Origin of the sequence: Virgibacillus proomii, assembly GCF_900162615.1 — a bacterium.
Taxonomy (GTDB): domain Bacteria; phylum Bacillota; class Bacilli; order Bacillales; family Amphibacillaceae; genus Virgibacillus; species Virgibacillus proomii.
Genome location: NZ_FUFN01000010.1, coordinates 1,675,856 through 1,696,597 on the forward strand (window position 1 = coordinate 1,675,856; position 20,742 = coordinate 1,696,597).

The following is a 20,742-nucleotide window of genomic DNA, read 5'->3' on the forward strand; positions in this document are numbered from 1 at the left end:
ATAATATTAATGACCTAAAAAAAGCAATTAATTAGAAATGATTTTAAGGAGACATAAAGTCGTTACAGATAAATATGTAATGTAAACAAATGGTTGCTTTCACTTCAGGTACTAAGTTATATTATAGAAGGTCCGCCTGAAAATTGGAATGTATTCAAATTACAATGACTGTTTTTTCTGGAAACCAGTATCTATCGTAACATGTTCTATTATTATTTTCACTATTAAAAAGAAAAAACGCTTGCAATGTTTTCGTTTGTTTGCTAGAAATAGTGTAGAGGGGAGTATGATAAGTTCTGTTTAGAAGATAAATAGGTGGTACATATTGGGACTTTTAATTATAATTATTCGCATTCGTAACAAATGGTTCACAAAAAAGTCACAAAAGGTTACGAGATATGAAGTAAAATAGAAATGAAGCTTTATTTTGTAAGCAGTTATTAGAATGTAAAACTGTTCCATGATACAATGATGTTTGCTATCTATGGTAATTCATTAAGAACCATACATCATGCTTTTATTTTTGGCGCTTAAAGGGGGGATATGGAATGGGAAAAGTTGAAACAACAGCTGCACACGTTGTTGGAAATGCTACAGTATCCGGGGAACAGCGCTCAAATTCAGTATTGGCAGATATTAAATCATTAATTAAGATAGGTATTATTAATTCCAATTTGATTACTGTGTTTGCCGGTTTTTGGCTCGCATTATATTTTAGTGGACTTTCATTCATGGATCACATTGGGACATTCATTATAACCATGCTTGGAAGTGCACTTGTCATTGCTGGTGGATGTATAATTAACAATTGGTTTGATGTCGATATTGATATTATTATGACCAGAACAAAAACTCGGCCAACGGTAACCGGTACAATTTCTTTGCAGACCGTACTCATTTTAGGCATGCTTACTTCAGCGTTTGGGTTTGGTTTCTTGCTATTTACAACTATACAGGCAACATTATTTGCATTTATAGGTTGGTTTGTATACGTTGTTCTCTATACGATGTGGTCAAAACGAAAAACTACGTTAAATACAGCAATTGGAAGTTTGTCGGGAGCAGTTCCACCTTTAATTGGTTGGGCGGCAATAGATCCGAATTTTCACATTGTTCCATTTGTTTTGTTTTTAATTATGTTTATTTGGCAAACACCACACTTTCTAGCACTAGCTATGCGAAAATCCAAAGAATATAAAGCAGCAGGTATACCAATGTTGCCAGCAGTACATGGCTTTGCAATTACAAAACGGCAAATTGTTGTTTACATTGCTTGTTTACTACCACTGCCGTTTTATTTAGCTTCCTTAGGAACGGTATTTTTAATTGTAGCTACCGTATTAAATATCGTTTGGCTCGTAATCGGTATCAGTGGATTTTATGCTAAAAACGATATTAAATGGGCTAATATCATGTTTGTTTATTCTTTAAACTATTTAACGATCTTCTTTTTGATGATGGTTATAGTAACTTGGAGTTCTCCATTTAGTTAATATTGTCCTTAATGAATTTAAAATATAAGGAGCATCAAGAAAAGAAAGAGAGGTATAGGTAATGAAAGGTTGGATGGGAAAAATTAAAACGTTATCCCTGTTAAGTTTCCTTGCAGTCGTTTTAACTGGTTGTGGTAAGGAAAATTTAACAGCTCTAGTACCAAAGGGGTATGGTGCAGAGACTTCCATGGATTTAATTATTCTATCGACAGCAATTATGACATTTGTCTTTGTAGTTGTCTTTGTTGTTTATTTGATTGCGATTATTCGCTTTCGTAAAAAGAAGGGGCAGGAGGATTATATCCCTAACCAAGTAGAAGGGAGTAAAAAGCTTGAAACAATTTGGACAATAATACCAATTATCTTAGTGCTAATTCTAGCAGTACCGACCGTTGCAGCAACTTTTGATTTAGCTGATGAATCAGGTAAAAAAGATGGTATTAATATTGATGTTACTGGAAACCAATATTGGTGGCATTTCAGCTATCCAAATGAAGAAATTCAAACAAGCCAAGATTTATATATCCCTACTGGGGAAAAAGTATTCTTAAATATGAAATCAACTGATGTGATTCATTCTTTTTGGGTACCAAGTATATCAGGTAAAATGGACGTAAATCCTGAAAATGAAAATACGATGTATATTGAAGCCTATGAAGAAGGGGTTTATTGGGGCAAATGTGCTGAGCTTTGTGGTCCTTCCCATTCTTTAATGGACTTTAAAATAATAGCAGTTAGTCCGGAAGAATATGAAAAATGGGTTGAAGATATGCAAAGCGTAGATCCGAAAGCAGAACCGCAAAATGCAGTTGCTCAAGATGGAAAAGCAGCGTTTGAGGAAAATAACTGTATGGCGTGTCATGCAATTGGATCATCGCCGGCAGCAGTGGGGCCAAACTTAACAAACTTTGGTGACCGGTCAAGAATTGCTGGATTCCTTGAACCGACCAAGGAAAATCTGGTGAAATGGCTACAGGATCCGGAGTCAATTAAACCGGCTAACAAAATGACAGGTAATTACCCTAAACTGTCTGAAGAAGAAGCGGATAGCATAGCAGAATATCTACTGCAGTTGAAGCCTTCTGAGATAACACCAGAGAGTGCAGGGGAGTAAAAACAAAGGATGGAACTTAAAAGGGAGGTTTATGATTTGAGTACTGCTACTGCTCAAAAAAGAGGTTTTGGTGCAGTCCTCTGGGATTATTTAACTACTGTTGACCATAAGAAAATAGCACATTTATATATTATTGGTGGGGGCTTTTTCTTTATCCTTGCAGGACTGGAAGCGTTATTAATTCGTATTCAATTGATAAAGCCTGAGAATGACTTTTTAAGTGCAGGTTTATATAATGAGATGATTACTATGCATGGAACAACAATGCTTTTCCTTGCAGCTATGCCGTTGTTATTTGGGCTAATGAACGCCATTATGCCATTACAAATAGGTGCGAGAGATGTTGCATTTCCATTTCTAAATTCACTTGGATTTTGGTTGTTTATGCTTGGAGGTTTATTATTAAACTTTAGTTGGGTAATGGGAGATGCTCCCGATGCAGGTTGGACTGCGTATACCCCATTAGCAACTGAATCACCTGGACATGGACTTGACTATTATGTGCTAGGCTTGCAAATATCCGGTGCTGGTACACTAATGGGTGGAATTAATTTCTTGGCGACTATTGTTACAATGAGAGCGCCGGGAATGACATATATGCGAATGCCGCTGTTTACGTGGACAACATTTGTAACAAGCACACTTATTTTACTTGCCTTTCCGGCTTTAACAGTTGGCTTGTTTCTATTAATGTTTGATCGAATGTTTGATTCGGCTTTCTTTGATGTTACATTAGGCGGAAACTCCATTATTTGGCAGCATTTATTCTGGATATTTGGACATCCGGAGGTATATATTTTGATTCTTCCGGTATTTGGCGTGTTTAGTGAAGTATTTGCAACCTTTTCTAAAAAACGTTTATTCGGTTACACTGCGATGGTCTTTGCAACGATGCTAATTGCATTTTTAGGATTTATGGTATGGGCACACCATATGTTTACGGCAGGACTAGGTCCAGTAGCCAACTCGATTTTTGCAGTAGCAACAATGGCTATTGCAGTTCCAACAGGAATTAAAATCTTTAACTGGTTGGCGACAATGTGGGGCGGAAATATTACCGTAAGCACTGCTATGCTATGGGCGCTTGGATTTATTCCTTCTTTTACTATCGGTGGGATGACAGGAGTCATGCTTGCATCTTCTGTTGCCGACTATCAATATCATGATTCATACTTTGTTGTCGCTCATTTTCACTATGTTATTGTAGGTGGAACAGTGTTCGGTATTTTTGCTGGTCTTCATTACTGGTGGCCGAAGATGTTTGGCAGAGTTTTAAATGAAACATTAGGTAAAATTACATTTTGGCTATTCTTTTTCGGCTTCCACTTAACGTTTTTCATTCAGCACTTTTTAGGGTTAATGGGAATGCCGCGTCGATATTGGGTGTTTCTAAAAGATCAAGATTTGGATTTAGGGAACTTAATAAGTTCACTAGGAGCTTTATTAATGGGAGTAGCTGGAATTCTGTTTTTAATTAATATTATTTATACAGCTGCTAAAGGGGAAAAAGCTCCTGCTGATCCGTTTGATGGTCGTACCCTGGAATGGGCTGTATCTTCACCACCACCATATTATAATTTTAAACAATTGCCTCTTGTCCGTGGTCTGGATCCATTGTGGATCGAAAAACGGGAAGGAAATGGAAAATTAAAGCCTGCTGAGCCGCTTGGAGATGTCCATATGCCAAATAGCTCGATTCTGCCGTTTGTTATGTCTGTTGGATTTACGATTGCCGGTTTTGGTTTTATTTATCAACCGGATAATAGAACATGGCTATTAGCGGTATTTATTGGTATGGGAATCGCTTTAGGTTCCATGTTAATCCGATCATTAAAAGACGACCACGGCTATTATATTAGCAAGGAAGAACTTGAAAAGGAGGCGAACTAGATGAGTCATGACCATTCCTTAAATCCAGAAACGATGCCACAGGAGCCGGAAAAAGCAACACTGGAAGGAAAAAATAAATTCTTTGGTCTATGGTTCTTCCTCGGAGGAGAAACCGTATTATTTGCTAGTCTTTTTGGTACGTTTTTAGCTTTGCGTAACTCAACAGCAAATGGTCCAACTGGTGATGATATTTTTGGATTAGGGCTTGTTTTTATTATGACAATGCTGTTACTAACCAGTTCATTAACTAGTGTTTATGCCATGTATCATATGAAAAACAATGATTTTAAAAAGATGCAATTATGGCTTGCTGTTACTGCATTTTTAGGTATTGGATTTTTAGGCTGTGAAATCTATGAATTTTATCATTATATTACTGACTTTGGGTTTACGTTTCGATCATCGGCATTTGGCTCCGCCTTCTATACCCTTGTAGGGTTTCATGGGGGACACGTAGTATTTGGACTAAGCTGGCTTATTGCTCTACTGGTTCGGAATGCAAAGCGAGGACTAAACTTATACAACGCACCAAAATTCAATACATTTAGCTTGTATTGGCACTTTATTGACGTTGTATGGGTATTTATTTTTACCGTTGTTTACTTGATGGGAAAGGTGGGTTAAATGATGACAGACAATACGAATTTTAACTCATTTCAAAAGCAGAGAAATAAAGAGGAAATGAAAAGACAGCTGATTGCATTTATATTAATGATTGGCTTTACGATAGTAGCTTTTGCAATTGTAGCGACTGGTTCCATGCAAAAAATGTTCGCAGTACCATTGCTGCTTATTATGGCTGTTGTTCAAGTTGGATTTCAATTTTACTATTTTATGCATATGAAAGACAAAGGACATGAGTTTCCTGCTTTAATGATTTATAGTGGTGTATGGGCAGCAATATTAACCATAGCAGCTCTTGTAGCAATTGTTTGGTGGTAGAAAGGTCGGGGGAGAACATCCCGATCTTTTTGTACTATAGGAAACTATAAAACTTTAGGCTTTATAGTATAAGAAAAACTACAGTTTTCGCTAAAAGACTTGGCGACAAGCCAAGTTTTTCTACTTTTACTGTTTAGGGTATCTGTTTCTTTTTGCTAGGACGCCTCGTCTAGTTTAAGCGCTCGTGTTACTAGCAAATTTCGATCTTTCCTACGATAGGTTAAATTGGTACTTTCCGTTGCCATTTCTTTAACTTGTCAAAGGTTTGCCGTTTGTACGTCACTAACCGAGCGCTTCTAGCTTTTGTTGATTCAATCTGTTGTTAAGTTGTCAAATTAGAAATGTTTAAGTGTTTTCAAAATAAATTATAATAAAAGGACAATCCTTTTTAGGGGTGAATAATCATGTGGCTAGAGTTAGAGATATTTGGTTTTCGTGCACTGTGGAGTCCCTACTTTATGGTGTTTGTTATAAGTTTAGCACTGGCATATTTTCTTATAACCGGGCCATTTCGCCATAAATTTAGCGGAGGAGAGAGACCAACAGCTAAACAGCAAATTATGTTTTATTCCGCCATGGTACTGTTGTATGCTGTAAAGGGCGGACCAACGGATTTACTATCGCATATCATGTTGACCGCACATATGATACAAATGGCAATATTTTACTTGGTCTTCCCAATTCTTGTTATAAAAGGAATTCCAGAATGGATTTGGAGAAAGGTTTTATATGCTCCGATTATTAAGCCAGTTGTTCAGTTGTTAACGAAGCCGATAATTTCTTTGTTGCTATTTAATGGCTTATTTTCATTTTACCATATTCCTGCAGTGTTTAATTTTGCTAAATCATCACAGTTAGCACATACTTTTATTTCTTTAATCATCCTATTTGCTGCTTTTATGGTTTGGATGCCAGTTCTCGCACCAATTAAAGAACTAAATAGAATGCGTCCATTAGTTAAAATCTTTTATATTTTTGCGAATGGTGTATTGCTTACACCGGCTTGTGCGCTTATTATATTTGCTGATAAGCCATTATTTGCAACGTATACTCAAGATGGAGCCTGGTTACAAGCACTTGCATTGTGTGTACCTGGAGATGTACTTGATGGACTTGCTGTACAAATCAGTGGTCCAGAAATGTTTTCACCAATGAGTATCTTGGAAGATCAGCAATTGGGTGGAATCATTATGAAGGTTATACAGGAAATGACGTATGGTATTATTTTGGGGAGAGTATTCTTTAAATGGTTTAGTGATGAAAGTGTAAAGAAGATTGATCCAGTACCAGCAGAACTTCAACACATACAGTGATTTATAGTTCCTGTCTATGTCTAATTGAGGGGCGGGAACGTTTCCTTCTTTTAACATTTAAAAGTAAGTGACATCATAAATAGGAATATTTATCCCACGTGCTGTAAGACTTCTGCTTTAAGAGCTATAGAGAATACAAGGAAGTCTAAATGGGAGATGACGGAAACCTACTGCCCGATTCGTTCAAGTTGAAAGGACAAGGAAAACTTCGGTAGCGATACTTCGCGGTTTCTCAAGGACAGAGTTCTACGGCAGCAATACATCGCTTATACCTTTGTTTCTGCTGTTTATTCAGTAGGGGATAAAGGAAAAATATACTGAATGAAGTTTTTGTTTTAATTAAATGTTATCAAGAGGTACGTTTGTATGTAAGTTGTTGTTTGGCTTCATATATAGGAGATAGAGAGAAAGGAGAATTAGATGCCTGTTTTACCAACGATAAGTACTTCGTTTATTATATTAAGTGCTATTTTAGTAGCAATTGGTTGGCGTTTTATAATAAAAGGTCAACCAGAAAAACATAAAAAAACAATGATAGCTGCTGCAATTAGTGCATTGCTGTTTTTTATCATTTACGCATCTCGAACAATCTTTATTGGAAATACTAGCTTTGGAGGTCCAGATCACCTGGAAATCTATTATACGATTTTTCTAATCTTCCATATTATACTTGCTACGGTAGGCGCTATTTTTGGTATTGTAACCTTGATATTAGCTTTCAAACGAAAAATCAGTGTGCATAGAAAAGTTGGACCTGTAACTAGCATTATTTGGTTCTTTACTGCTGTAACTGGGATAGCGGTATATTTATTATTATATATTTTGTATGATGGCGGCGAAACAACAAGTTTAATTAAGGCCATCTTGGGCACCTAAAAAAGGTTGGAACAGAACGTTCCAACCTTTTTTATACTATAGGAAAGTATAAAGTTTTTAGGTTTATAGTATAAGAAAAACTACAGCTTTCGCTAAAGACTTAGCGACAAGCCAAGTTTTTCTAAGGTTTGTCAAGAATTAATTTGGGTATATTCAAATGCTATAATCTAAAGCAGTTGCTTTCTAACTGTTGCTCTTTATTTTCCGCAAAGCGAAGCCCCTCAGAGATAGAAAGACAAAATATCCTCGTGTAGAGTGCTGTTCACATACTTTTATATTTTAATCTTCCATTTTATTATCCCTGCTTCTTTTGCCGAAGTAAACGCGATAATGATAAGTGGTCCTAAAATAAACCCTAATAAACCAAGCAATTTCAAGCCGATAAACATAGATATCAAGGTTGCTAATGGAGAAAGTCCTATATGTTGCCCCATGACTTTCGGTTCGACTGTTCTACGAATAGCAAGCAATATAACAGCTAATACAGCCAGTTGTATAGCCACAGTAGTATCCCCAGCCATCAGCATAAATAAAGACCATGGTCCAAGGATGACGATCGAACCAATTATAGGAATCAAATCAATGATCCAAATAATTAAAGACATAATAATCGCTACTTCTGGTACAATGATGAACAATCCAATTAACGTGACTGCTAAAATAATAAGACTAACAAGAAACTGTGCTTTAAAAAATCCTAGAAAGACACTAGCTAGTCGATTATTCATAAATGAGACCTTTTCGGCTGTTTCTTTTGTCATCATCTGATACATTTTTGCTTTTAGTATTGGTAATTCTAACATAAATAAAAATAAGGCGATTAAGTATACGATGAAACTAATTAAATATTGAGGAATTGAAGCAAAAAGCTGCGCAATCCTTTCAAAGGTGATGGTTTCTTTTGCTGTCGTACTTAACGCATGAAGGTTTGTTTCAATACTAGAAGAAACCTGTTTAACAAATTCATCTGGTAAATCATCGGTGTATTGTTGAAGTTGGGCTTCCCAATTTTCATAAATCCGATTCAATTCGTTGAAGTGTCCGGGTACATCTTCAACAAAATTAACAACTTGTGTCACGACCCTTGTAATAGTAAACGTACCTAAAACACCAAAAATGATTAAAAATAATAGGAAAACGATAGTTACAGATATTTTACGATTAACTTTTAAGCGCTTTTGGATGAGCCGTACAACTGGGTTTAGAAAAAGAGCAGTTATAAAGGCAACGATTAATGGAATAGAAATCGGTAAAATGAAAATAAAAAATAGAATTACTAATATAACTAATAGAATTAATGTTAAATGGCGTTTAGTTAGATTGCGAAACAACGTAATAAAATAGCTCCTTTCATCAGACAAACAATAACATACTTATAAAAAATATAGCATTAATCAACGCGTTTGAACAGAAGAATTAATTTGGATAGAAAAAAATTGTCTTTATCTTTATCATGCAGTAAATGAAACAGGTTAAAAGATTTGGTATGGAGGAGAAAGTTTGAAATAAAGTGTTGAAAAGAGTAGCTTAAAGAAGTATTTATTCCCCCGTAAGATGCCTGCTTGAAGAATTATAGAAAATACGAAAAAGTCGTGGGGATAAGCACTAAATGCCCAATTCCTTCGGGTCGATAGGAAAAACTCGACAGTGATACGTCGCATTTCTTTTTCAAGGATAAGTAAGACTTCTTGGTTAAACATCGTGTTTTTCAACGCCTTCCGAGCTGATAGCCTATATTCTACTTCTATCAGTAGAAAACTAATACTGAAAGAAGTTTCATTTATGGTAACACCTAATATGATCAATATAAAAAGGCGGTAATATTAACTCTAAAATTAGTTAAAGGATAGTTGATCCCTTTTCTCCCGACTCAAAGTCCAAGGAGAGTAGGGATCGTGATTTACATTGCATTCGATAATAAAATTCTGTGTTGAATGATAAATGAGAAGATAACTGCACAGACTATTGTTTAAGTAGCTCGATTTCTGTTTTTAATTTAGTAACTAAATGATTAGCTCGTTCTACAATATCATCTGGAAAGTTTTCTTCTTCACCATATTCAACACCGTGAGGATAGTAATGTTTTCCTAATAATGGCGTCATCAGTTTAATAATAGCGTTTCCACGGTCAACATCACCTTCAATGGCATAACCTTGAATGCGAATATAGTATGTAATGTTTTTTTCTGAAGAATCAATTCGGTAATCGTATGTCACACGCTCATAGTCCCATTGCTCTGCCCGGATAAAAGCGTGTTTTCCCGTTATATGATCTAGTGCTTTTATGTCAATGACCAGATCCTCTAATCCAGTATTTTCTAATTTCATTTTCCCACCTCACCTCTTTGTCCTCATGATACTATATTAGTATGAAACGTAACAACTTTCAAGAACAAAAGCGAATAGTGATCGTTTGGCAGTGTTCAAATTGGAGAACTTCTAACCGAAATAAAGGGAAGCTCCATTTAAGGAGTGCTTTTCTCCTTAAAAAAGAAAAACGCTTTTTCAGCGTGCGAAGTCTATTCAAGAAGCTTTTCTTGTCCTTGAAAAAGAAGAACACTTTTTCAGCGTGCGAAGTATCGCTGACGTAGCTTTCCTTGTCCTGTCGCGCTAAAGAATCGGAAATTTAGAAAACGCTTCTCTCATAAAGCTTCAAAATAATAAGCAGATTTTTCAAATAAGAGAATACGACTTCTTACATTGGGGATAAAGGAAATATGTCCCCCGCAACAGGTGTATGCCGATACTTGAGCGGCAAGCTCGCTTTTAGTCGGTCTTCCTTTGGATTCGATGCCGATGTTGTATGTAGGAAGAAGCGCGAAGTTTGCTACAACTTGAGCGCTTAAGCTAGACGATGCTCCTTTCAAAAGAAAAGATATCCACCATGTATTTCTTAGATTTATGAACAAGATAAATTAAAACGTTTGCCGAAGCGTGAATTTTTTATTATTATACTTGTAATAATAGAGTAACTAACATTTATTTTATGAAGTAAACATATAATCGTATAAAAAAGGAGAACGAGCGATGCGCTTTATACGAAATCTATTATTGTTGTCTGTTATCGCCATAGCAGGATTCTATCTTTTAGAAAAAAATGATATGTCTCCTGATAAAAAAATGAATTCGATTAGTGAAACCGTAAAAGAAAAACAAGAAATGCTTAAATCAAAAAACGTTCCGGAAAAAAGAGACGCATTGTCCTTAGAAGGGGAATTATTTCAATGGTATGACAAGCCGACGGATCAATTGGTTAAAAAAATTGGTGAACCTGTTAGAAAGGATCCAAGTGCGTATGGATATACATGGTGGATTTATACCAATGAGGTTGATCAGTATATCCAATTTGGCATCGTTAATGATCGGGTGAAAACAATTTACGCAACAGGAAAGGGAACGAATATAGAGCCAGTTACCATCGGAGAAAGCTATAAAAAGGTACAGCAGCATTTTAGTTTTCCTGAAGAACTAAACTATCGTAATGGACTGGCTTCTTATACCTTTAAACTTAAGGAAGAAGATAGAAAAATGCGTCCACTTGTAAAAATATCCGATTCTGTCTTTATGCAGCTTTATTTTGATACGTTTACACAAAAACTCTCATCTGTCCGTATATTAGATGTAGATATCCTGTTAAAACATCAGCCTTATGAATTGCAATATCGGGGAAAACTGCCGGAAAAGCCAAATTTAACAGAAGAAGAATGGGTAAAGGTTGAGGCAGGGATGGAGCGACAGATTTTCGATATTACTAATATTATCAGGCAGCAGCACGGAAAAGATAAATTAAAATGGGAAGAATCTGTTGGAGAAGTTGCATTTCGACATAGTAAAGATATGGAAGAACATAATTATTTCTCACACTCCAGTTTAGATGGACGAGGGTTGAAAGAACGGCTGGAGGAAGGAGAGGTCGCATTTGTGGCAGCAGGGGAGAATATTGCTGCACAGTATCCAGATGCAGCTGCTGCGATGGAAGGATGGTTGAATAGTGAAGGACATAGAGAGGCTTTATTAAATGAAAAATATACGCATTTAGGAGTAGGGGTATATCGTCTTTACTACACGCAAAACTTTTTAGCAAAACCTTTTTAGAAGTCGATGCCAAAAAGTCGGATGCAGCTGAATTATTTTTGCATCCGACTTTTTTAATCACAAACTATGGGTACTTACATAGAATATAGTGCATATGACTATGTAGTTGAGAGGTGATCCGTATGAGTAATCGGTCCCTACATCCTTCAGTGATCGAATTTAAACAGTTTATTAATAGCCATCCGAAACTGATTGAGGAAATTCGCAAAAGTGGCAAGCCGCTCCAAGAAATATATGAAAAATGGGCTTTACTAGGTGAAGATGATCCATATTGGACAAAATATAAACAACCCAAAAAGGAATCCAATAAAGAGGATAAGAAGCAGCGAGATAGTTCGAAAAAAGGCAAGAACACAGAGCTGTTTAGTCAATTGTTGAAGATGACAGAGTCCATCGATTTAGATAAAGTTCAACAGCAAATGGAACATTTTAGCTCATCTATTTCTACGATTCAAGAGCTTATTGGACAATTCAAACAAACCAATGATACGAAACAAGCCCCAAATGAACAAATGGGTTGGTTTCGTGATTAAGGAGCGATAAAATGGACCCAATTTGCTATCGTTATTTGGAACAGAATCCGGACTTGTTACATTTTGTTCGCATGAATCCAATTTGGTATCGTTATTTATCTCGAGATCCCTCCTTACTCCCAGAGATGAAAAAAGAAGCTAAATATTTTTATGGGAAAACCTTTTCCCAGCAAATAAATAAAGTTAATCAGCAAATCCAAATGGTAGGAATGTTGATGCAATTTGCAGGGGCGATGAAGGATTAAACATTTTCACAAACGGTAAAAAGTGATACTATGAAGGTGTGGAGGTGTATAGGATGATAGCGACAATGGATTATGCAGCCATGCTTGATCGTTCGGAGCAATTAAGTAATATGATTATTCATTCGGAGGTCATGGAAGCCTATCGTCAATCTCAAAAAGAGTTGAAAGAGGACGAACATGCCCAAAAGCTGATCCGTGCTTTTTTAAAAATAAAAAAGGATTATGAAGAGATTCAGCGATTTGGGAGATACCACCCCGATTATAATACGATTATGAAAGAAGTTCGTAAGGCTAAGCGGGAGATGGATATGCATGAAAAAGTAGCCTCCTTTAAAGTTGCTGAGCGCAATCTGCAACAACTATTAGATGATATTAGTGAGTTTGTTGCTCATAGCGTGAGTGAACAAATTAAAGTCCCACGAGAAGGAGCATTATTAACTGGAGGCTGCGGCTGCGGAAGCGGTGGAGGTTGCGGCTGTGCATCATAAAGGAGTCCTTATTTCGCAAAAAAAGGAGTTTCTTGAGAAAAAAGAACCCTTAGAGATACTGTAAACAGTGCATGTTGAGGGGATCTTCCCCCTCTAAACGCGCTATAATCTATATTGCAAGTTAAGAAATTAAAATTTGATGTGTGAAATTTATGTTTTACTGTCCGTGCAATCATTCTTACTTGCACCGACGGTAGACAAGCAAAGTTTATAACGATAAGAAAATATAAAATTTTAACGAAATAGAAAATTTTTTGAAAGTGAGGGTAGAAGGATGCGAATTAACCGACAGGGATTAATTGTTTGGTTTCAGCATATGAAAAATCTGAAGCAAATAAAGCGGTATGGTCATTACATATACAGTTCCAAAAAAATGAAATATGCGGTTTTATATGTGAATCAGGAGGACATAGACAAAGTAGAAGAAAAGCTTATCAAACTTTCCTTTGTTTCCAAAGTAGAGCGCTCCTATAAGCCGTTTGTTCGCACAGAATTTGAAAATGCTAAGCTAGATAAAGCGAAGCAATATGATTATAAAATGGGGATATAATTTTTATCCCTATTTAAGGTCGTAATACTCCCACTTTAAGAGTAATATAGGGAACGAAGAAAAGTCTAAGTGAGAGATAACTTTATATGCGGGATAATGGAAACATGCCTCTAAAACAGGGGTATGCTAACGCCTGAGCGGCAAGCACACTTTTAGTCGGCTTTCCTTTAGATTCGATTCGATGTTGATTTATTGTAGGAAGGCGATCGAAGTATGCTACAGTTTGAATACTTGACTAGGCGGTGACTAATTTTCAAACATGTTATCTACAATGTAGGAATATGATATCGTTTCCTATAAAAAGAAAAAACCTGCAGAAAAAATCTACAGGTCCCTCTGTTTTCCTACATAGAAAACAAAAAGGCAAAGGGAGAGGAGAAACCGGAAGAAGAACTTATGGGGAAGTGTAAGTCTTCTCCGTGTTTTGAAACAACCGAGGTAACCTCTAGCTGTTTCATTATCTTAGTATAGACGATCGAGCAATTTATATACATCTTACCTAAAAAATTTCCCAGTTGAATATTTTAGTTTTCGTTTTTCATTTTTTATGATAGGATAAATGTCGAATAATGGTAAACGGAGGTGTTGCGATGCGGATTATTGCAGGTGAATATAAAGGAAGACCGATAAAGGCTGTTCCCGGAAAGACAACTCGTCCAACAACAGACAAAGTGAAGGAAGCAGCCTTTCAAATGATTGGTCCTTTTTTTCAAGGAGGCTACGCCATTGACCTGTTTGCGGGAAGTGGATCCCTGGGAATCGAAGCTTTAAGTAGAGGAATTGACAAAACTATATTTGTTGATAAGTATCCTCTTGCTATACATACCATTCATGAAAATTTGCGACGATTAAACCTTGAACATCGAGCTGAAGTATTTCGGACTGATGCTTTTCGTGCTTTACATGCTGCGGCAAAAAGACAATTAGAATTTCAACTCGTTCTTCTTGATCCTCCTTATGGAAAAATTAATCTTGAGAAGCTTTTAAATAAACTATTAGAGCTTCAATTAGTAGCAATTGACGGGTGGATTTATTGTGAACACGACGCATCTGAAGAACTGCCTGCTGACCATCCCCGTTTATCCATTGTGAAGCAAACAAACTATGGAGGTACCATTTGGATAACCCTCTATAAAGTTAACTAGAAGGGAGCACTTATCTTGACTAGATTGGCGATTTGTCCAGGCAGTTTTGATCCGGTTACGTATGGACACTTGGATATTATTAAACGAGGTGCTAAAATATTTGACCATGTAATTGTTGCTGTTTTTAATAACCAGTCCAAAGATCCATTGTTTACGGTAGAAGAACGAATAGAACTATTAAAAGACTCTACCAAAGAACTGTCAAACGTTACGGTTGATTCATCGAACAGCTTGTTGATGGATTATGCTAAGTCAAAAAACGCACAAGCAATCATTCGTGGATTACGAGCTGTTAGTGACTTCGAATATGAAATGCAGATTACATCTATGAACAGACATCTATATGAGGATATTGAAACCTTTTTTATGATGACGAAAAATCAATATTCGTTTTTAAGCTCTAGTATTGTTAAAGAGGTTGCTAAATATCGAGCAAATGTGAGTGAAATGGTTCCAAAAGTAGTTCAAGAAGCCTTAGAAAAGAAATTCAGATAGTCAGTTACTAGTTTTATACGTAAAGAGAGGGCTTCGCTGTAGTAAAGCCCTCTTTTTGAACACGCACTTACACTAGCTTTTCTCAGTTTGCTATCACAATATAGTTAAAGCTTATTTTATGAACCGTCGATATAAAAGAACAAAGGAAGTTATGATACATATAATAGTAATAAATGGACCAATCGAAGCAATTGTTGTTAGGATATCCATCCATATATTTTCTGAAGTCGTATGCACCACAGGGACATCATACATATCAAAAGCTTGTCTATCTAAATATAGGGGTTTATAGAGAAAGATAGTCAGTGTACTAGCGAAAAAACCGTGCAGGATACGTGCAAAAAAGTACGGTGCAAAACGAATGTCGGTTTTCGATATGATACTAGCTACTTGTGCTTGAACTGAAAACCCGTTAAACCCCAAAATAAAGCTTACTAATATAGCTTGTACGAGTAATGTATCATTCACACCGGAAATGCTTTGAACACCAATCGTTATTTCAAATAAACCAGATATGATAGGTAACCCAAATTCTGTTGAGATGGAAAAAACCAGTAATAATTGTTCTACCAATTCGGCAATAACGGATGTAAAGCCAATTAAAAACATCAATTTCGTTAATACAGAAAATAAAACGATAAATCCTCCAACCATAACAAGCGTTTTTACTGAATGAATGACAGCATCACCTAGTATCTCGCCTAATGGCCTCTCATCACTTATTCTCGCGCGATGCATAGCATAAAAAGCTCTTCGTAAGGATGTTTTAGACGGCGTCTTCTTTTTTTTCTCTATCTTCCATTCATATTCACTTCTTCTATAGAATCTCATGCATAAGCCGACAAACAGATTGCCTACATAATGACATACAGCAAGTAAAGCCCCTAATTTGTTATCATGGAAGAATCCAACTGATATTGCTGCAAAAATAAATAATGGGCTTGAAGCATTGGTGAACGATACAAGACGTTCTGCTTCTACTCTTGTTAGTTGTTTTTCTTCACGTAATCTTGTAGCTATTTTTGCTCCGGTAGGATAACCGCTTGCCATTCCCATAAACATGCCAAAGCTTCCGACACCAGGTACATTAAAGAGGGGGCGCATGATTGGCTCGAATAAAACACCGATAAATCGTACTACTCCGAAGCTAATAAGCAATTCAGCAGTAATAAAGAAGGGGAGTAAAGAAGGAAATACGACTTCCCACCAAATATTTAAACCTCTTATACTTGCTTCAAGCGATTGATCGGGAAATTTGACTAAAGAGATGGCGATACATAAAGTTAAGACGGAAAAAAGAATTGTTTTTATTATTTGTGCCAATGTTGAGCCTCCTAAAAAATAGCCTTACTCTGTACTTATTCAAATGATAGTAGTAAAATTGGAATACCGTTTGGTTAGCCAATCATTTTGCTTCGCGTGTTGTACAAGTATACTTCAATATACGCACATACATAGTGGTTTTATGCCATACACTTTTTATAGTTCGTCTTTTTGAAAGCAAAATTTGTAGTTTGCGATCCTGACTTAACATGAACTTATATTGATGAGCAATTCTTGATCCTAATCCTTGGGTTACAAACGGTCGAACGAATATAAAGGAGAATGTTTTTGTTTTTATGAAATGGAAAGGCTGGGAGTGGAGGGTTATATATGAAGAAAAAACATGTATTAAGTTTATTGCTTATTTTTGTTGCTGTATACTTTTTGGCGTTTTTTAAATTGCCATATTATATTTATAAACCAGGTAGTGCTGACCCTCTAAATCCAATTGTTAAAGTAGAACATGGTTTTTCTAGTAAGGGAGATATGCATTTGGTAACTGTAAGTGGTGCACAGGCTACGCCGATGCAATTTTTATTGGCAAAGGTTTTGCCACACCACGAAATATTACCATTAGATCAAGTGCTTCCTGACGGTATTACGGATGATGAGTATATGCATGCACAATTACAAATGATGGAAAGCTCGCAGGAGGCCTCTACTGTTGTGGCTTATGAAGCTGCAAATGGGAAAATTAAAATTAAATATAGTGGAGTATACGTAGCGCTTGTTATGAAAGATATGCCTGCGGATGGAATACTAAAAATGGGAGATCGAATCATTGGCATTGATGGAAGAAAAATAAAAGAAGCAGATGATTTACTTGATTATGTGGCTACAAAACAGGCAAATGATACGATAGAAGTAGAATTTGTAAGAAATGATAAGAAGATGACAAAGATGATAACGTTAGAAAAATTAGCAGATCTTGGAGGTAAACCTGGAATTGGGATACAACTCGTAACAGATCGCGACGTTTCAGTGGAACCAAAAGTGAAGTTTTCTAGTGGACAAATTGGTGGACCAAGTGCCGGTTTAATGTTTTCTTTAGAAATCTATGATCAATTAACGAAAGAAGATATTACGAAAGGTTATGAAATTGCTGGTACTGGTGAAATTGATTATGATGGAAATGTTTATCGGATTGGTGGAATTGATAAAAAGGTAGTTGCAGCAGATAAAGAAGGTGTAGATATTTTCTTTGCGCCTAATGAGAAGGGAAAAGCGAACTCTAATTATCAAGTTGCTCTAAAAAAAGCTAAAGAAATTAACACGGACATGAAAATTGTTCCAGTCGATACGTTTCATGATGCAATTACTTATTTAAAAAAGTTAGATGAAAGTAAAGGTGCTGGGACATAAGCAAATACGAAATAGCACAAACCGAACAATTCATTTATAATTGTTCGGTTTGTTTGTGTTTAGAAAAACTTGGCTTGTCGCCAAGTCTTTAGCGAAAGCCATCGTTTTTCTTATACGATAAAGTGAAACTTCATTCAGTAGGAGTTTTCTTCCATCTCCTATTGAATGTTAGTACCGCAAGGGTATGACCTAAAGGCCCTTAAACGAATCGGGCATTTAGGTGCCGTTTTCTCCCGCTTAGACCTTTAGTATCAACTCAAGATTTTGAAGTGGGAGGTCTTACGGCACCTTACATACGGGATAAAGCCTAAAATTTTATACTTTCCTATAGTACAAGGACGATTTGTTGTTCGTTTTTTAATCAGCAGTTTTTGTTTTGTCCCAGCCTCTTTACAAAGTTTAAATAACACTTTAAAAATAGTTTGTTTAACTCATGATGCTTATTGTTAAAGAACGTTGTTAAGCAAAGACAAACACGATTAGCTGATAGACTGGCAAGATATACAGTAAACTTAATCGCTTTTGACAGTTCGGGGAAATGGTATCGTTACTGAGAGGGTCAGCTGTATTTGTTCTCCTTGTCATTATAGTATATCGTACATGAAGGAGCTTTTCTAAAATATGCGAATCGGCGGCTGTAGTTCCTGTTTTTGCAGCGGTAATCTTCGTTCTGGTGGGACTACACTGAAATAGGCGTTACTTGCACGCTCTTCCATTTCCAATAATGGATGCATTTCGCGTGTCATACTAGTAATTATTGGGGTAGCTAGCGTTTTCTTATGTTGATGCAAATAAGTTTGTCCGGTTTTACTAAAACCTAGGATTCGTACATAGGGGAGTTCATTCGGGCCGCATACACTCCTAATTTCCTGTTTAGTAGTATTCGTTAAAATATGGACAAACATTCGTTGGAGTCGAGTCCAGGTGTATCGTTTGGTTTTTAATTGGTTCATCCACTCATTAAAAGAACGTACTTGTTTAACCGTTTTCTTTAATCGATACTCTAAGCCTTCATCTACTCCTTGAATCTTAGAAAGCTCGTTACTAGACATGGTAACTATGCGGTAATGCAACAGCGGAAAATAGTGCTCCCATGTGTGCCAAAGTGAAGCAGTCTGTTTATAAGCTTCCAATTGTAGACAAGTTGTTTCTGGTATAGCGTTACGAACAGGTTGAGTTATGTTTCCGGACTCGATGATAGAGTTGCGGATACTAGTAGCACTTGCAATGGTACCCGTTATTATTTTATCATGATATCCACTTTGACTACGTTCAATCGTTAGAGGTGTTATGGATAGTTGAAGATCATAAATCATTTTCACATAACTGAAACCAAGAATATTGTTTGGTTTTGATAAATCAATCTTTGCCAGATCAAGATCGATATGTTGATAAGCAGCCCTGCTTGCTTCAGGAAATGCTAACCCTTTCTTTATATGCATTTTTAGCGCTTGTTCATATTCATTTTGCTTAGCGGTTAGTTGCTTGTAACTGTGAATGAAATCGGATATTTCTCCTGATTCACTACCAAAGCAAAGGCTAGTTGTTCCCAGAGCATCAAGAGCTAAAACAGCACCTTTAGCAAAAAGTTCACTGCTTTGGACAGCGAAAGCATATGGAAGTTCAATAACTAAATCAACACCGTGCTTCAAGGCTGCTTTTGTGCGATGGAATCTATCAATAATTGCTGGCTCTCCCCGTTGAAGAAAAGATCCGCTCATTACAGCAATGATGCAGTCTGCCTGAGTGAGTTTTTTTGCCTGTTGAATGTGATAAACATGTCCATTATGAAAAGGATTATATTCAACAATTAGACCACAAGCTTGCAATTTTCACCAACTCCTTATAAAGTAAACCTTTATTCATTAATGCGGTTGTCCTTATCTTTACCAGATAGAAGTCGAACAAAAGCTAAAATCTCGGTCGTCCTTGAAGAACCGCGAAGTATTGCTGTCGTAGCAACTCGGTCCTTGAAAAAGAAAGTCACTTTTTCTGCGTGTGAAGTATTGCTGCCGAAGTTTTCCTTGTCCTGTCAACCTGAACGAATTGAGCATGTAGGCGCCGATAACTCTTGATGCGGAAGTCTTACAGTACGTTAGATACGGATAAATATGTGTCTTATTGTAGCAGAAATAATGAATATTAGCATTAGAAAAATTCTACTGGGGAAAATAATAAAGTGAAACTTCATTCAGTAGGAGTTTTCCTTCATCTCCTACTGAATGTTAGTACCACAAGGGTATGACCTAAAGGCCCTTTGAACGAATCGGGCATTTAGGTGCCGTTTTCTCCCACTTAGCCCCTTTTGTACCAACTCTAGCTCTTGAAGTGGGAGTCTTACGGCACTTTACATGCGGGATAAAGTGAAACTTTATTTCTTGGAATGCTTTTTCCAAGAAATGTTAGCTGAACGAATCGGGCATTTAGGTGGCCGTTTTCTCTCACTTAGATCCTTCTGTATCAACTCAAGATTTTGAAGTGGGAGCTTACGGCACCTTACATGCGGGATAAAGTGAAACTTTATTTCTTGGAATGCTTTTTCCAAGAAATGTTAGCTGAACGAATCGGGCATTTAGGTGCCGTTCTCTCTCACTTAGATCCTTCTGTATCAACTCAAGATTTTGAAGTGGAAGCTTACGGCACCTTACATGCGGGATAAAGTGAAACTTTATTTCTTGGAATGCTTTTTCCAAGAAATGTTAGCTGAACGAATCGGGCATTTAGGTGGCCGTTCTCTCTCACTTAGATCCTTCTGTATCAACTCAAGATTTTGAAGTGGGAGCTTACGGCACCTTACATGCGGGATAAAGGTAGAAGATGAGTTTAACTATGTTAGAGGTGAATGTTCAATATTGTAGATAGTCTTACTATTAAAGAT

The 20,742-nt window shown here is 36.6% G+C and carries 20 protein-coding genes; 16 read left to right on the top strand and 4 right to left on the bottom strand.

What is annotated here, in order from left to right:
* The first annotated feature begins 548 nt into the window (after nucleotides 1-548).
* The 7 genes from cyoE to BN1066_RS15265 all read left to right on the top strand — a co-directional run bounded on the left by cyoE (nucleotide 549) and on the right by BN1066_RS15265 (nucleotide 7,628).
* On the top strand, nucleotides 549-1,493 hold the full coding sequence (cyoE, locus tag BN1066_RS15235) for a heme o synthase (protein ID WP_077320305.1): 945 nt from the start codon (nucleotides 549-551) through the stop codon (nucleotides 1,491-1,493).
* Between the two features lie 61 nt (nucleotides 1,494-1,554).
* Nucleotides 1,555-2,607, top strand: a complete 1,053-nt coding sequence (gene coxB / locus BN1066_RS15240; protein ID WP_077320306.1) for a cytochrome c oxidase subunit II — start codon at nucleotides 1,555-1,557, stop codon at nucleotides 2,605-2,607.
* Nucleotides 2,608-2,643: 36 nt separating this feature from the next.
* Nucleotides 2,644-4,497, top strand: coding sequence for a cytochrome c oxidase subunit I (gene ctaD / locus BN1066_RS15245; protein ID WP_077321506.1), 1,854 nt, complete (start codon nucleotides 2,644-2,646; stop codon nucleotides 4,495-4,497).
* Nucleotides 4,498-5,121, top strand: a complete 624-nt coding sequence (locus tag BN1066_RS15250) for a cytochrome (ubi)quinol oxidase subunit III (RefSeq protein WP_077320307.1) — start codon at nucleotides 4,498-4,500, stop codon at nucleotides 5,119-5,121. It begins immediately after the preceding gene.
* Between the two features lie 3 nt (nucleotides 5,122-5,124).
* A complete protein-coding gene (ctaF, locus tag BN1066_RS15255; RefSeq protein WP_077321507.1) occupies nucleotides 5,125-5,439 on the top strand; it encodes a cytochrome c oxidase subunit IVB in 315 nt (104 codons plus the stop codon).
* Nucleotides 5,440-5,843: 404 nt separating this feature from the next.
* Nucleotides 5,844-6,752 (top strand): cytochrome c oxidase assembly factor CtaG, encoded by a 909-nt coding sequence (gene ctaG, locus BN1066_RS15260; protein WP_077320308.1) that lies wholly within the window; start codon nucleotides 5,844-5,846, stop codon nucleotides 6,750-6,752.
* A 420-nt stretch (nucleotides 6,753-7,172) separates the two neighbouring features.
* The gene (locus BN1066_RS15265; RefSeq protein WP_077320309.1) at nucleotides 7,173-7,628 is read left to right on the top strand and encodes a DUF420 domain-containing protein; all 456 of its coding nucleotides are present in this window, start codon (nucleotides 7,173-7,175) and stop codon (nucleotides 7,626-7,628) included.
* Between the two features lie 272 nt (nucleotides 7,629-7,900).
* Here BN1066_RS15265 and ytvI read toward each other — a convergent pair whose 3' ends face one another.
* Both ytvI and BN1066_RS15275 read right to left on the bottom strand, forming a co-directional pair.
* Nucleotides 7,901-8,959, bottom strand: coding sequence for a sporulation integral membrane protein YtvI (ytvI, locus tag BN1066_RS15270; RefSeq protein WP_077320310.1), 1,059 nt, complete (start codon nucleotides 8,957-8,959; stop codon nucleotides 7,901-7,903).
* 631 nt (nucleotides 8,960-9,590) lie between these two features.
* On the bottom strand, nucleotides 9,591-9,956 hold the full coding sequence (locus tag BN1066_RS15275) for a YugN family protein (RefSeq protein WP_077320311.1): 366 nt from the start codon (nucleotides 9,954-9,956) through the stop codon (nucleotides 9,591-9,593).
* Between the two features lie 699 nt (nucleotides 9,957-10,655).
* Between BN1066_RS15275 and BN1066_RS15280 the strand changes: the two genes are divergently transcribed.
* The 7 genes from BN1066_RS15280 to coaD all read left to right on the top strand — a co-directional run bounded on the left by BN1066_RS15280 (nucleotide 10,656) and on the right by coaD (nucleotide 15,179).
* The gene (locus tag BN1066_RS15280) at nucleotides 10,656-11,723 is read left to right on the top strand and encodes a CAP domain-containing protein (protein WP_077320312.1); all 1,068 of its coding nucleotides are present in this window, start codon (nucleotides 10,656-10,658) and stop codon (nucleotides 11,721-11,723) included.
* Between the two features lie 122 nt (nucleotides 11,724-11,845).
* A complete protein-coding gene (gene ylbD, locus BN1066_RS15285) occupies nucleotides 11,846-12,256 on the top strand; it encodes a spore coat protein YlbD (protein ID WP_077320313.1) in 411 nt (136 codons plus the stop codon).
* An 11-nt stretch (nucleotides 12,257-12,267) separates the two neighbouring features.
* The gene (locus BN1066_RS15290) at nucleotides 12,268-12,501 is read left to right on the top strand and encodes a YlbE-like family protein (protein ID WP_077320314.1); all 234 of its coding nucleotides are present in this window, start codon (nucleotides 12,268-12,270) and stop codon (nucleotides 12,499-12,501) included.
* Nucleotides 12,502-12,554: 53 nt separating this feature from the next.
* Nucleotides 12,555-12,989, top strand: coding sequence for a YlbF/YmcA family competence regulator (locus tag BN1066_RS15295; protein WP_077320315.1), 435 nt, complete (start codon nucleotides 12,555-12,557; stop codon nucleotides 12,987-12,989).
* Nucleotides 12,990-13,263: 274 nt separating this feature from the next.
* Nucleotides 13,264-13,539 (top strand): YlbG family protein, encoded by a 276-nt coding sequence (locus tag BN1066_RS15300; RefSeq protein ID WP_077320316.1) that lies wholly within the window; start codon nucleotides 13,264-13,266, stop codon nucleotides 13,537-13,539.
* 569 nt (nucleotides 13,540-14,108) lie between these two features.
* Complete coding sequence (rsmD, locus tag BN1066_RS15305) at nucleotides 14,109-14,684, top strand: 16S rRNA (guanine(966)-N(2))-methyltransferase RsmD (RefSeq protein WP_077320317.1); 576 nt, start codon at nucleotides 14,109-14,111, stop codon at nucleotides 14,682-14,684.
* 15 nt (nucleotides 14,685-14,699) lie between these two features.
* Complete coding sequence (coaD, locus tag BN1066_RS15310; protein WP_077320318.1) at nucleotides 14,700-15,179, top strand: pantetheine-phosphate adenylyltransferase; 480 nt, start codon at nucleotides 14,700-14,702, stop codon at nucleotides 15,177-15,179.
* Between the two features lie 111 nt (nucleotides 15,180-15,290).
* Here the strand turns inward: coaD and ylbJ are convergent, their stop codons facing one another.
* On the bottom strand, nucleotides 15,291-16,502 hold the full coding sequence (gene ylbJ, locus BN1066_RS15315) for a sporulation integral membrane protein YlbJ (RefSeq protein WP_077320319.1): 1,212 nt from the start codon (nucleotides 16,500-16,502) through the stop codon (nucleotides 15,291-15,293).
* Nucleotides 16,503-16,832: 330 nt separating this feature from the next.
* On the opposite strand from ylbJ, the gene BN1066_RS15320 reads away from it, so the two are divergent.
* Nucleotides 16,833-17,864 carry a SepM family pheromone-processing serine protease gene (locus BN1066_RS15320; protein WP_077320320.1) on the top strand — a complete coding sequence of 344 codons (1,032 nt, stop codon included), beginning with the start codon at nucleotides 16,833-16,835 and terminating at the stop codon, nucleotides 17,862-17,864.
* Between the two features lie 614 nt (nucleotides 17,865-18,478).
* Here BN1066_RS15320 and BN1066_RS15325 read toward each other — a convergent pair.
* Complete coding sequence (locus BN1066_RS15325; protein ID WP_077320321.1) at nucleotides 18,479-19,693, bottom strand: nucleotidyltransferase; 1,215 nt, start codon at nucleotides 19,691-19,693, stop codon at nucleotides 18,479-18,481.
* A 671-nt stretch (nucleotides 19,694-20,364) separates the two neighbouring features.
* On the opposite strand from BN1066_RS15325, the gene BN1066_RS20350 reads away from it, so the two are divergent.
* The gene (locus BN1066_RS20350; protein WP_179104415.1) at nucleotides 20,365-20,523 is read left to right on the top strand and encodes a hypothetical protein; all 159 of its coding nucleotides are present in this window, start codon (nucleotides 20,365-20,367) and stop codon (nucleotides 20,521-20,523) included.
* Nucleotides 20,524-20,742: the final 219 nt, after the last annotated feature.

Excerpts from the sequence above, each read along its gene's own strand:
- cyoE (WP_077320305.1), top strand. The coding sequence starts at position 549 with ATGGGAAAAGTTGAAACAACAGCTGCACACGTTGTTGGAAATGCTACA.
- coxB (WP_077320306.1), top strand. The coding sequence starts at position 1,555 with ATGAAAGGTTGGATGGGAAAAATTAAAACGTTATCCCTGTTAAGTTTC.
- BN1066_RS15250 (WP_077320307.1), top strand. The coding sequence starts at position 4,498 with ATGAGTCATGACCATTCCTTAAATCCAGAAACGATGCCACAGGAGCCG.
- ctaF (WP_077321507.1), top strand. The coding sequence starts at position 5,125 with ATGACAGACAATACGAATTTTAACTCATTTCAAAAGCAGAGAAATAAA.
- ctaG (WP_077320308.1), top strand. The coding sequence starts at position 5,844 with ATGTGGCTAGAGTTAGAGATATTTGGTTTTCGTGCACTGTGGAGTCCC.
- BN1066_RS15265 (WP_077320309.1), top strand. The coding sequence starts at position 7,173 with ATGCCTGTTTTACCAACGATAAGTACTTCGTTTATTATATTAAGTGCT.
- BN1066_RS15275 (WP_077320311.1), bottom strand. The coding sequence starts at position 9,956 with ATGAAATTAGAAAATACTGGATTAGAGGATCTGGTCATTGACATAAAA.
- BN1066_RS15280 (WP_077320312.1), top strand. The coding sequence starts at position 10,656 with ATGCGCTTTATACGAAATCTATTATTGTTGTCTGTTATCGCCATAGCA.
- ylbD (WP_077320313.1), top strand. The coding sequence starts at position 11,846 with ATGAGTAATCGGTCCCTACATCCTTCAGTGATCGAATTTAAACAGTTT.
- BN1066_RS15290 (WP_077320314.1), top strand. The coding sequence starts at position 12,268 with ATGGACCCAATTTGCTATCGTTATTTGGAACAGAATCCGGACTTGTTA.
- BN1066_RS15295 (WP_077320315.1), top strand. The coding sequence starts at position 12,555 with ATGATAGCGACAATGGATTATGCAGCCATGCTTGATCGTTCGGAGCAA.
- BN1066_RS15300 (WP_077320316.1), top strand. The coding sequence starts at position 13,264 with ATGCGAATTAACCGACAGGGATTAATTGTTTGGTTTCAGCATATGAAA.
- rsmD (WP_077320317.1), top strand. The coding sequence starts at position 14,109 with ATGGTAAACGGAGGTGTTGCGATGCGGATTATTGCAGGTGAATATAAA.
- BN1066_RS15320 (WP_077320320.1), top strand. The coding sequence starts at position 16,833 with ATGAAGAAAAAACATGTATTAAGTTTATTGCTTATTTTTGTTGCTGTA.
- BN1066_RS20350 (WP_179104415.1), top strand. The coding sequence starts at position 20,365 with ATGCGGGATAAAGTGAAACTTTATTTCTTGGAATGCTTTTTCCAAGAA.